Here is an 11,656-nt window from a genome sequence, read left to right as displayed (position 1 = left end):
TTCTCTATGACTAAACTCAGCACAGCACTTCTTCTCACAGGTTCTCTTGTAGGATGTGCAGCTGTAGTAAAAACACCTTATGAAACGCCTGCAGTACAAGTTCCGGGTAGTTTTCAATATGACATAGCAAAAGTAAAAAACATGTCTGCCGATCAATACTCTGATCGCTGGTGGACGCTTTTCAATGATGCACAGCTTAATCAGCTGGTAAGCAATGTATTAGAACGTAATAGTGATTTAGCAGTTGCCGGAATTGCGTTGAAACAAGCCCGCCTACAAGCTGATTTAACCGCTAACAAGCAAGGCTTGCGAACTAGCTCTAGTGTGTCTACAGGGCATTCTTTCGATTTAAATTCGGGAGATGACAGCTCTAAAGGCCTATCAATGAGTGCAGGTGTAAGCTATGAGCTTGACTTGTTTGGCAAGCTTGCACGCCAAACTGAGGCAAGTAAATGGGAAGCCTTAGCGACTGAACAAGACTTACAAGCCACTGGGCAAAGTTTAATTGCAACCACTGCCAAACTCTATTGGCAACTCGGTTATTTAAATGAGCGCTACACAACTGCCCAGCAAAGTCTAGCAACCTCTCAAAAGCTTTATGATTTGGTACAAATTCAATATAAAGCTGGTGCTGTTTCAGGTGTAGATCTGACTCAAGCAGAACAATCGGTACAAAGCCAGAAAGCGAGTTTAAGCCAAATTGAACAACAATTGGTTGAAACTCGCACGGCTATTGCTGTGCTATTACATGAGCCGCTGCAACAATTAAACATTCAAGAACCAAAGCGTTTACCACGCACTGCTCTACCTGCAATTGGTGCTGGTTTACCTGCCGATATTTTATCGCGCCGCCCTGATTTGCAAGCAAGTGAACTCCGCTTAAGAAAAGCATTAGCAACTAAAGATGCTACTAAGGCGAGCTACTATCCATCGATTAGTTTAACCAGTAGTTTGGGTTCAAGCAGCACATCTTTGACAGAACTGTTACGTAACCCTGCCCTCACGCTTGGGGCAAGTTTAAGCTTACCGTTTTTGCAATATAACGATATGAAAAAAGATATCGCGATTAGCAATCTTGATTATGAAAAAGCAATTATTCAATATCGTCAAACGCTTTATCAGGCTTTTGCTGATGTAGAAAACGCTTTATCGAGTCGTACAGAACTCGACAAACAAGTAGCGTTACAAGAGCGTAATGTTGAACTTGCAGAAAAAACTGAACATTTAACTGAAGTCCGTTACCGTTATGGTGCTGTCGCATTAAAAACACTTCTCGATGCTCAGCAAACTACACGTACTGCGCGCTTGAGTCTTGTTGAAACCAAGCAAAGCCAATACAACGCGTATGTCACCCTTATGCAAGCTTTAGGTGGTTCACCTGTAAAAGAACTTCCTCAGTAACTTGCACCAATTAAAAAAGCCGTAGTCCTTCAACTACGGCTTTTTTAATGGCTAAATAAGTTTTAAAACTTATTCATCATCCATCATAGATTGGCTCATACCTACAGTATTGAAACCAGCATCTACATATAGAATTTCACCAGTAATACCTGAAGCCCAAGGTGAGCATAGGAATAATGCTGCGTTACCTACTTCTTCAATGGTTACGTTACGTTTTAATGGCGCAACTTTTTCATTGGCATCTAACATTTTACGGAAAGACTTAATACCAGAAGCAGCCAAAGTACGGATTGGACCCGCAGAAATCGCATTTACGCGAATCCCATCAACACCCAAACTTGATGCTAAGTAGCGAACGCCAGCTTCTAAAGAAGCTTTTGCCATACCCATAACGTTATAGTTAGGCATAACGCGCTCAGAACCTTGGTAAGTCAAAGTCAATAAACAACCTTGGCGAGCTTGTAATAAAGGTTTTGCAGCACGAGCCATTGCAATAAAGCTGTATGCACTGATGTCATGAGCAACTTTAAAACCATCACGGTCAGTCACGTCAGTGAAGTCACCATCAAGCGTGTGTGCAGGTGCAAAGCCGATTGAGTGCACAACACCGTCTATACCGTCCCAATGTTTTGCAAGTTCTGCAAATGCATTATCAATTTCAGCATCAACAGCAACATCACATGGAAACACAAGCTTAGAACCGAATTGCTCAGCAAATTCATCCACACGTTTTTTTAATTTTTCGTTTGGATAAGTAAACGCAAGCTCTGCACCTTCACGGTGTAATGCTTGTGCAATACCAAAAGCAATTGATAATTTACTAGCAACGCCTGCAATCAAAAAGCGCTTACCTGCTAAAAGTCCTTGTGTCATGCCGATCTCACTCAAAACAATTTCAAGCATAATGCCAATATTCAGCGGTTTTCGAAATTGCATAATGCATCTTTTTTCAAAAATCGCACGAAAAAAAATCGCTCCTGATAAGGAGCGACTTCTCGATGAATTCAATCTTAGTCGTCAGACAATAAGCCAAGTAAGCGTAAGAAAGAAATATACATCCACACTAAAGTTGCAAGTAATGCGATACCACACAACCATTCCATGAATTTTGGTGCACGATATGCTGCATTAGTTTCGATTAAATCAAAATCTAAAATCAGGTTAAGTGAAGCAATCACTGCAACAAATGCAGCAAAGCCAATGCCTAACCAGTTACTTTCAAAAATATAAGGAACACTTGAACCAAATGCTAAACGCATGACCATCTGTACGATAAATACAATAAAGATCGCCAAAGATGCAGAAATTACAACTGACTTGAACTTTTCAGTTGCGCGAATAATTTGGAATTTATATAGACCAAACATCACCAAAGTCGTAACGAAAGTGGCTAATAAAGCCTGAAGAGGAACACCTGGGTATTTCAACTGGAAAGTAAAAGAAATACCACCTAAAAAGGCCCCTTCAAATAAGGCATACGGAATTGCCAATGTTGGTGCGGTCGTTGGTTTAAACGTTGTAATTAAAGCTAAAACCAAGCCACCAATTGCACCAACAATTGAAGCCGCGTAAGCAATACCAACATTTGCAGTAAAGGCTGCATAGAAAAATAAAGCGACACCCACCGCAGCAGCAATAACTGTCAACATTACAGATTTTTGAATCGCACCTTGCACAGTCATCGGTTGACTATAGTCACTGACCGTTTCAACACGGGTCAGTATCGGGTTATTACTTTGCATAAATGCTCTCTTTTTATAATAAAAATTTAAAACATCATTTTAAGCAAAATGAATATGAAAGCCAAATCAGGCGATCGGCATTATTGTAACAATCCCCTTTAAACAATAAAAAAGGAGGCAATAGCCTCCCTTTCATATCACTCGGGCAAAGTCATTAATCTTTACCGTCAGTGTTCATAATAAAGAAGTATTCACGGTAATATTTCAACTCAGAAATCGAGTCACGAATATCATCCATTGCTAAATGCGATGCATTCTTTTTCAGACCGCTCATGATTTCAGGGCGCCAGCGTTTTGAAAGTTCTTTTACCGTAGATACATCAAGATTACGATAGTGGAAATACTGCTCTAGTTCAGGCATAAGACGGTGTAAGAAACGGCGATCCTGACAGATCGAGTTACCACACATCGGTGAAACTTTTGGATTAACCCATTTTTTTAGGAATTCTAAAGTTTGTAACTCAGCATCACGAGCTGTTAATTTGCTGCGACGAACTCGTTCAATCAGACCTGACTGCCCATGCTGGCGAGTATTCCACTCATCCATTGCATTTAAAATACGGTCAGGCTGGTGAACGGCTAAAACCGGACCTTCGGCAAGTACATTTAAATGATCATCTGTAATAATTGTTGCGATTTCAATAATTTGGTCATTATCGGTATCTAATCCGGTCATTTCCAGATCAATCCAAATTAATCGTGTATTTAAAGTACTGCTCATGTATGTACGTTCTAAAATGCCGTAAAAACATCAATAGTAGCAAATTTCTTGCATCTGCGCTGTAATTCTATAGCCGCTTCATGCTATTTTTGCCATCTTCAAACAGTGGTTTTTTTTGGGATATGAATGGCTTTAATTCGTAAGCGTCGTTTAACTGAACAACAGCAACGTCGTATTGAAAAACAGCACAAAACTCGCCAAGAAGAGGCCGATACTTCACAAGATCTGGACGGACTCGTTGTACAACATTATGGCCGCCAACTTGAAGTACAAGCACTCTCTGTACCTGAGCATCACCCAGAAAAACCTCAAGTTGCCGAAGGAGAGCCAGAACCGTTCTGGAAACCTATCGAGCTCAAAAGCGTATGGCGCTGTCATACTCGAACAAACTTAGAATTACTTGTGACTGGTGACCGAGTTAAATGGCAAGCTGACCCAAACACGGGTTTAGGTATTATTACGGCCATTCACCCTCGTACCTCTTTACTTACACGTCCAGACCGTTATCACAAAGTTAAACCTGTGGCAGCAAATATCAGTTTGATTGTGATTGTATTTTCACCGCTTCCTGAACCTGCGCCAACGCTAATCGATCGATATTTAGTTGCTTGTGCAGATGCAAACATTCCTGCTCTTTTAGTCCTCAATAAGTCTGATTTACTCACTGAAAATGACCCAATTCTCACGCTATTAGAAGAATATAAAACTTTGGGTTATGAGGTGATGATTTGTCAGTCTAAAAAGGGTGATATCTCTGCTTTATCTGAACGTTTAGATGGCGAAACAGTCGCTTTCGTTGGCCAATCGGGTGTAGGAAAAAGTTCTTTAATTAATGTGCTCATTCCAGAAGCAGAGCAAAAAACAAATATTATTTCTGAAAACTCTGCACTTGGTCAGCACACAACAACCTCTACACGTTTAATGAATTTCGGTAAAAATGGCGCGTTAATCGACTCACCGGGAATTCGTGAATTTGGGCTTTGGCATCTTGATTTAGAAAAAATTCGTATGGGCTTTCCAGAAATTGAAGCACATTTGGGTTCTTGCCAATTCCGTAACTGTACCCATACTCATGAAAAGAACTGTGGGTTAAAACACGCTGTAGAATCTGGTGAAATTTTACCACGGCGCCTAGATAGCTTTTTGCGTTTAAATGATGAGATTCAAGAAGCACAGCAAAAAAACTAATTTTCTGTCCGCTTTGCCCTTGAAGTGGTGATTTTGATCACCATCTATATACGCTATACTCTAGGTCAATTTTGTTTTTAATTTTTTTAGGTGACTTGTGGAACGCTGGTTAGAGTTTATGGGGAATCACCCCATTTTGTTTGGTACGCTCGGAGTCTTGGTCGTGTTGTTCTTCATTTTTGAAGGTCAACGTAACGGTCGTAAAATTTCACCACAGTCGCTTGGTATTTTAGTGAAAGCGAAAAATGCCATACTCATCGACTTGCGCGATAGTAAAGACTTCCGTGAAGGTCATATTAGTGGTAGCCGCAATATTCCTTTCAGCCAAATTGCAAGTCATGCTGATGAATTAAAAGCAAGTGACCGTCCATTAGTATTTATTTGCAACCTCGGGCAAGTCGCTGGTAGTGCTTTGCAAAAAGTTGCTCACCATGACAGCTATCGACTTGATGGTGGCATTAGTAACTGGAAAGCACAAGGCTTACCTCTTGTAAAAAGCAAACCAAAAGCTTAAGGAGAATTATTATGGCTGCAAATGTCATTGTTTACTCAACTTCTGTATGCCCGTATTGTGTTCGTGCTAAACAGTTACTTGAGCGTAAAGGTGTTGCTTACAAAGAAGTAAATCTTTCTGTTGAAGCACCGGAAATACGTGTTGAATTAATGCAACGCACTAATCATCGTACTGTCCCACAAATTTTTATTAACGATCAGTTTATTGGTGGTTTTGACCAACTTTATGCTTTAGAGCGTGAAGGTAAACTCGACGAATTATTGGCTTAATCTCGCATCCATATTAAGGAAAAAACAATGAGCGAAGAACAACAAGTTCAACCACAATTAGCTTTAGAGCGTATTTATACAAAAGATATTTCTTTTGAGGTTCCTGGGGCACAAGTTTTTACTAAACAATGGCAACCTGAACTCAATATCAATCTTTCTTCTGCTGCAGAAAAAATTGATCCAACTCATTTTGAAATTTCTTTAAAAGTTGTGGTACAAGCCGATAACGACAACGAAACAGCGTTCATTGTAGATATCACTCAATCAGGTATTTTCTTGATTGATAACATCGAAGAAGATCGCTTACCGTATATTTTAGGCGCTTATTGCCCAAATATTTTGTTCCCGTTCTTACGTGAAGCGGTAAATGATTTAGTGACTAAAGGTAGCTTCCCACAGTTACTTCTTACACCAATCAACTTTGATGCAGAGTTCGAAGCGAATATGCAACGTGCTCAAGCTGTTGAAGGTCAAGCTTAATTTTATAGCTTGCTCTAAACTAAAAAAACCGCGTAATTCGCGGTTTTTTTATGTCTGTTATTCGCTTATTAAGTATCAAGTGAATGAAGCTGAATTGTAGGAAATTGAAAACCACGGCAAGATAATTCTGAGCGCCATGCCACTGTTAAAATCATATTACCCACAACGAAGTTTTGATAAGCAAATGTCCCGATCAGTGGATGAGAACATATTCCGCCACGATCTGTAGGATGTGCTTGAGTATTTAAAGTATTTAAATCTAAACGTATACCAAGGCCTGAAGCTTTTAGAACAGCCTCTTTAGTTGTCCAAACTTTAAACCAATATTCTCTATCTTGTTCTAGACTTTGCCATGTTGCATATTCATCGGGATGAAATGCATGCTGCGCTAGAGCTTCCAAACGTACTTTACGGTCTAACTCTTCAACGTCTATACCGATATCTTTAACATGCTGACTCATCGCTAAAGCATAATATTGTTGGCTATGAGAGTGATTAAAATTTAAATTCTGACTCAATAAATATGGCTTGCCATGCTCATGCTTTGCAAACTCCAAATCTGTTATTGTAATTTGTAACTTCTGTGCTATCAGCTCGTTTCTAATATTATGTATTTGCTGTTTTTTATAATGATTAAATGTACGGAAGTCTGGAAAATCTTGTTTAGATTTTAAAAGAAGCTGGGACAATGTCTGTGTGTAGACTTCAATATTACGTTTAGACATTGTCCCGACCTTATTTAAAATTAATTAGAACTTAACCACGTCGCCTTTTAAGGTAACACCCGCCATCATGGCACCTTTATAGCAATCGTAAGTTGTCGTACTTGTAGTTTCATTGGCTTTAAAATAGCTCACAATATTAGTAACAGCATTTGCACCTTGTGCTTTAGCATTATTTTGCATTTGGATCAGTGCTGAACGTAAAACCCAGTCACAAGACGTTGCTGCTGACTTACCAAAACCATTGGTTTTTTTATTGGTTACCGCATCTTTTTGAATGATTTTACCGCCAGACTTTGTACCCTTTAAATAAAACTTTACTGAACCATCTAAAGTCCCATCTGCAACTGCACGGTCTACAGCTTCTTTAAAATTTAACTGATGTACTTCATCTCCAGCCTGAACAGTAGCAGTAAAACCCGCACTTAGCATTGCTACAAATAAAAGTTTTTTATTTAACATTGTTGTGTTCCTTATTGTTTAACACGTTTAAAAATAAGCGAAGTATTAATTCCGCCAAAAGCAAAGTTATTGCTCATAATAATGTCAGCATCCAGAGTTCTTGGCTGCTGAACGATATAATCCAGATCGCCGCACAGTGGATCGACTTCATCTAGGTTTAAAGTTGGAATAAAGCGGCCACGATTCATCATTTCAATGCTCAGCCAAGCTTCAATAGCTCCGCACGCCCCCAGCGTATGTCCAAAGTAGCTTTTTAAAGAACTGATCGGTTTACATCCTAAAACTGTTGCTGTCGCCTGACTTTCAGCCACATCCCCCTGATCTGTTGAGGTGCCATGCGCATTTACATAAGCGATGTCTTTAGCCTCTACAGATGCATCTTTAAGTGCTAATTGCATACAGCGCCCCATCATCTCGGCGTCTGGTTTAGTTACATGTTGACCATCAGTATTGCTACCGTAGCCAATCACCTCTGCATAGATATGAGCACCTCGAGCTTTAGCATGTTCATATTCTTCTAAAATTAAACAACCTGCCCCTTCACCAATCACCAATCCATCTCGCTTAGCATCAAATGGACGCGGTGTTTTTTCGGGTTGATCATTCATGCCACTGGTCGCGAACAATACATCAAAAACGGCTGCACCTGCTGCACTAAGTTCCTCAGCACCACCCGCAATCATGACCTGTTGTTTGCCATATTTAATTGCTTCATAGGCTTGCCCAATGGCCATAGAACCAGATGTACATGCACTTGAGGTCGGTAAAGTTAAGCCTTTTAGACCAAAATATACGGTCATGTTCACCGCACTTGTGTGGGCCATCATACGAATATAAGTGGTTGCATTGATCTTACTCATGCTCTGATGAAGCAACATGCTAGCAAACTCACCCACGGCCTCTACACTACCCGCAGAAGAACCAAAAGCAACACCAGTTTCGCCACTAGACAAAATTTCGTGTCCAAGCAAACCTGCATTTTGTAAAGCAGTTTCCGCACAAACCACAGACATGAGAGCTACACGCCCCATCCCGCGAGTAACCTTACGGTTAAAATGTTTTGGAACATGGAATGTTTCAACAGGGCCAGCAAGCTTAGTCCGAAGATCAACATATTGCTCCCACTCTGGCATGTAGCGTATACCGCTTTTAGCAGCGTCAAATCGAGCAAAGATCTCATCGGAGGTTTCACCTAAAGAGGTAATTCCTGCCATTCCGGTCACGACCACACGTTTCATTAGATGAGTCCCCCATTTACAGAAATAACCTGTCGGGTTATATAAGAAGCTTCATCTGAACACAAGAATTTTACTACACTCGCCACTTCATCGACCTGTCCCATGCGTTGCAACGGAATCATTTTAAGCGCATGTTCTTTGACTTCATCGGTGACCATTTCAGTTTCGATCAACCCTGGTGCAACACAGTTCACAGTAATTTTTCGCTTCGCCAATTCGAGTGCCAAAGCTTTGGTCGCACCAATCAGACCTGCTTTTGCAGCACTATAGTTAACCTGACCACGGTTACCCATAATCCCAGAAACTGAAGATAAGGTGACGATACGACCACCTTTACGCAAATGAATCATTGGCATAACTAATGGTTTTAATACGTTATAAAAACCGTCTAGGGAAGTCGAAATAACTTCATCCCAATCTTGATCGGTGAGTGCAGGAAAAGCTCCATCATGAGTAAGACCTGCATTCAATACAACGCCATAGAAAGCGCCATGCTGCTCTACATCTTGCTCTAAAATTTGTTTAACCGTCTGGCGTTCATTTACATCAAACATTAGATAATGGCTATTTTGTCCTAATACTTGAATCTCTTGTACGACTTGCTCAGCCTCTGCCTGACGCGAACGTGCATGCACGGTCACATCAAAACCAGCCTTTGCTAGTTGTAACGCAATCGCTTTCCCAATTCCTCGACTTGAACCTGTTACTAAAATTCGTCTTGTCACAATGTATTCCTAATTCTTTGTGGTTATTCAAATGGTGATTCTGTTGGCTCAAATACACTTAACGTTGCCTGAATGCAGTGCTCAGCATATTGAATTTCACAGGAAAATTGCCCAAGGCCTTCATAAAAATATTGTTGTTCTATTTGAATGATCAATCGAGAACCCAAGGCGAAATAAGGGATTGGTAAATTTAATTTACGCGTTCCCAATAAAAAACCGACTTTTGGCGCTTGTTTTGACTGCTGACCTTGCCAGCCTGAATAAGCACTAATCGTTTGTGCCATAATTTCAATGCTTGCCCATGTCGGCAAACCTTCTGCTTCACAAAACATCAGCTCTGGCGTAATCGTGAGTTCTGCTTGCGCCCGCCCTTCTGCAACCTCGGTTAAATGGTCAATAAATACCATCGGTTGCTCATGAGGAATATATTGAATTGCATCTAGTTTCACTAGGGCTTCACTCCAAAAACAAGACTAATATTACTTCCCCCAAAAGCGAAAGAATTACTCATGACATAGCGAATGGATTGTTTTAGTTCAGCTTCTTGCACATAGTTTTGGTCAGCCAAATCTGGATCAACCTCACCACTTTGATGTAAAGGCAACCAACTTTGATCTTTTAGAATCTGTTCACAAACAAAAGCTTCTATGGCACCCGCTGCACCAAGACAATGTCCAGTTTTATGTTTAGTACTACTTAAGGCCACTGGGTAATCCCCAAAAACTTGTCTTACAGCCTTAATTTCCATTGCGTCATTTTGTGGAGTTGCTGTTCCATGCAAATTGATATAACCAATCTCTTGAGCGGAAAGATGTGCCATATCTAATGCACGTTGCATGGCTAAAGCGGCACCTTTACCTTCAGGATGTGGAGCCGAAATATGCCATGCATCCATAGATTCACCAGCACCCATTAACATGACAGGTGCTTGTTCTTTACTTAAAACAAAAAATGCAGCAGCTTCACCAATATTAATACCATCACGATTTACACCGCAGGGTTGGCAAATATGTTCAGATAAACTTTCTAGGCTATTAAATCCATTTAGGGTTAACTTGCACAAGGTGTCGACGCCACCAACCAGCACAACATCTGCTAAATCTGCGTGAAGTAATCGCTGCCCTGCGGCTAATGCTTTAGCGCTTGAAGAACAAGCTGTCGAAATAGTATAGGCGGGCCCTTCCCATCCTAAGTACTGCTGTAATGCTTTCGCTAAACAGCTCATTTCTTGAGGATAATGAGATATTGATAGATCTGTTTGCCCTTGAAAATATTGCTTAAGCAACAATTCATTATCTGCAATACCAGAGGTAGACGTGCCCACCACAATCGCCAAACGTTTATTTTCAAAGAATGCCGTATAGGCTTTTAACTCTGTTTCAATTTCAGATAATGCGGTTAATGCAAAACGTAGATTACGTGAATCTACAGACCGCAAAGCATCAGGTAGGCTCGAACTTAATGGATGCGTATATTGTCCCACCCAAACATCACGATCAGCGATTAAATCATCTCGCAAACTCAAGGTTTGCTCAGGCTGTTGTAATACCTGTTTAATTTGATTAAGTTCGCAGCCTAACGCAGATAAACCAACACTAAATTGTATGCCTACTGCCATTGGAGCTGCATTTGCTGAAGGTAAATGTTTCATGGCGTAGGACTTTCTTCTGTCTGTAAGGTGTTCTCAATCGAACTCAGCGTCATGGTATAAGGGACTTGTTCATTAATCAATTCAATGCTTCCTTGCCCTTGTTTAACCTGCAACACAGGCTGCTTTTCAATATAAACAACCTGCTTGTCTGCTTGTTGTTGAATCTCTACGGCTTGCTGCCCTAAATGCGAAAACTGAGGGTATGTCGCAAACAAAAGATCACGCACCACAAACTCAAAAGGCAATAAACGCATTTGATCAATACGCTGTTCAACATGAACCCGATGCCCATCAAACTGTAACTTAAATAATTGTTGGCCTGTCAGGCTTAAAGCGACCATATCCAGTACAGCACCCTTTTGCTGTTGATATAACAAGAAGCTAAAACTTTGCTGCTTCCACTGAACTTCAACCTGATCTTGCCGCTGATAAGTCTGAGCCTGCCATAGAGGACTTTGCAGCCCTTTAGCATGTGGCATAACCTGACAACCATTTAAAAATATAAAGCTACTGAGTAATATCGTTGCCCATTTGCGTTGCATG

15 protein-coding genes are annotated in these 11,656 nt (G+C 40.6%); 5 read left to right on the top strand and 10 right to left on the bottom strand.

What is annotated here, in order from left to right; all coding sequences use genetic code 11:
- Positions 1–6: 6 nt before the first annotated feature.
- On the top strand, positions 7–1,401 hold the full coding sequence (locus tag ACT53H_RS10835; RefSeq protein WP_476009250.1) for an efflux transporter outer membrane subunit: 1,395 nt from the start codon (positions 7–9) through the stop codon (positions 1,399–1,401).
- A gap of 69 nt (positions 1,402–1,470) precedes the next feature.
- Here ACT53H_RS10835 and ACT53H_RS10830 read toward each other — a convergent pair whose 3' ends face one another.
- From ACT53H_RS10830 to orn, 3 genes are all read right to left on the bottom strand, one after another.
- Positions 1,471–2,274 carry an enoyl-ACP reductase FabI gene (locus tag ACT53H_RS10830; RefSeq protein WP_216069908.1) on the bottom strand — a complete coding sequence of 268 codons (804 nt, stop codon included), beginning with the start codon at positions 2,272–2,274 and terminating at the stop codon, positions 1,471–1,473.
- A gap of 137 nt (positions 2,275–2,411) precedes the next feature.
- Positions 2,412–3,143, bottom strand: a complete 732-nt coding sequence (locus tag ACT53H_RS10825; protein WP_004794670.1) for a Bax inhibitor-1/YccA family protein — start codon at positions 3,141–3,143, stop codon at positions 2,412–2,414.
- Between the two features lie 154 nt (positions 3,144–3,297).
- Positions 3,298–3,864: an oligoribonuclease gene (gene orn / locus ACT53H_RS10820; RefSeq protein ID WP_005302306.1), complete on the bottom strand. Its 567-nt coding sequence runs from the start codon at positions 3,862–3,864 to the stop codon at positions 3,298–3,300.
- A gap of 126 nt (positions 3,865–3,990) precedes the next feature.
- Here orn and rsgA point away from each other — a divergent pair, with 126 nt between their 5' ends.
- The 4 genes from rsgA to secB all read left to right on the top strand — a co-directional run bounded on the left by rsgA (position 3,991) and on the right by secB (position 6,315).
- Positions 3,991–5,052 (top strand): small ribosomal subunit biogenesis GTPase RsgA, encoded by a 1,062-nt coding sequence (rsgA, locus tag ACT53H_RS10815; protein WP_005302303.1) that lies wholly within the window; start codon positions 3,991–3,993, stop codon positions 5,050–5,052.
- Positions 5,053–5,149: 97 nt separating this feature from the next.
- Complete coding sequence (locus ACT53H_RS10810) at positions 5,150–5,566, top strand: rhodanese-like domain-containing protein (RefSeq protein ID WP_004794673.1); 417 nt, start codon at positions 5,150–5,152, stop codon at positions 5,564–5,566.
- Between the two features lie 11 nt (positions 5,567–5,577).
- Positions 5,578–5,835, top strand: a complete 258-nt coding sequence (gene grxC / locus ACT53H_RS10805) for a glutaredoxin 3 (RefSeq protein ID WP_476009223.1) — start codon at positions 5,578–5,580, stop codon at positions 5,833–5,835.
- Between the two features lie 27 nt (positions 5,836–5,862).
- The gene (gene secB, locus ACT53H_RS10800; protein WP_476009222.1) at positions 5,863–6,315 is read left to right on the top strand and encodes a protein-export chaperone SecB; all 453 of its coding nucleotides are present in this window, start codon (positions 5,863–5,865) and stop codon (positions 6,313–6,315) included.
- A gap of 68 nt (positions 6,316–6,383) precedes the next feature.
- Here the strand turns inward: secB and ACT53H_RS10795 are convergent, their stop codons facing one another.
- The 7 genes from ACT53H_RS10795 to ACT53H_RS10765 are packed head-to-tail and all read right to left on the bottom strand — an operon-like array spanning position 6,384 to position 11,655.
- On the bottom strand, positions 6,384–7,040 hold the full coding sequence (locus ACT53H_RS10795; RefSeq protein ID WP_476009221.1) for a 4'-phosphopantetheinyl transferase family protein: 657 nt from the start codon (positions 7,038–7,040) through the stop codon (positions 6,384–6,386).
- 24 nt (positions 7,041–7,064) lie between these two features.
- Positions 7,065–7,499, bottom strand: a complete 435-nt coding sequence (locus ACT53H_RS10790; protein ID WP_004794675.1) for a hypothetical protein — start codon at positions 7,497–7,499, stop codon at positions 7,065–7,067.
- Between the two features lie 11 nt (positions 7,500–7,510).
- Positions 7,511–8,737 (bottom strand): beta-ketoacyl-ACP synthase, encoded by a 1,227-nt coding sequence (locus tag ACT53H_RS10785; RefSeq protein ID WP_476009220.1) that lies wholly within the window; start codon positions 8,735–8,737, stop codon positions 7,511–7,513.
- A complete protein-coding gene (locus tag ACT53H_RS10780; protein WP_476009219.1) occupies positions 8,737–9,462 on the bottom strand; it encodes a 3-ketoacyl-ACP reductase FabG2 in 726 nt (241 codons plus the stop codon). The genes ACT53H_RS10785 and ACT53H_RS10780 overlap by 1 nt, the downstream gene beginning before the upstream one ends.
- A 23-nt stretch (positions 9,463–9,485) precedes the next feature.
- Positions 9,486–9,911, bottom strand: coding sequence for a hotdog family protein (locus ACT53H_RS10775; protein ID WP_476009218.1), 426 nt, complete (start codon positions 9,909–9,911; stop codon positions 9,486–9,488).
- Positions 9,911–11,113, bottom strand: a complete 1,203-nt coding sequence (locus ACT53H_RS10770; RefSeq protein ID WP_476009217.1) for a beta-ketoacyl-[acyl-carrier-protein] synthase family protein — start codon at positions 11,111–11,113, stop codon at positions 9,911–9,913. The genes ACT53H_RS10775 and ACT53H_RS10770 overlap by 1 nt, the downstream gene beginning before the upstream one ends.
- Positions 11,110–11,655 (bottom strand): DUF3261 domain-containing protein, encoded by a 546-nt coding sequence (locus ACT53H_RS10765; RefSeq protein ID WP_353155620.1) that lies wholly within the window; start codon positions 11,653–11,655, stop codon positions 11,110–11,112. The genes ACT53H_RS10770 and ACT53H_RS10765 overlap by 4 nt, the downstream gene beginning before the upstream one ends.
- Position 11,656 lies beyond the last annotated feature (1 nt).

It is taken from the genome of Acinetobacter sp. DMC2 (genome assembly GCF_056314305.1).
Note: the sequence above shows the minus strand (reverse complement) of the source record. Positions and strands in the feature narration are given on the sequence as shown.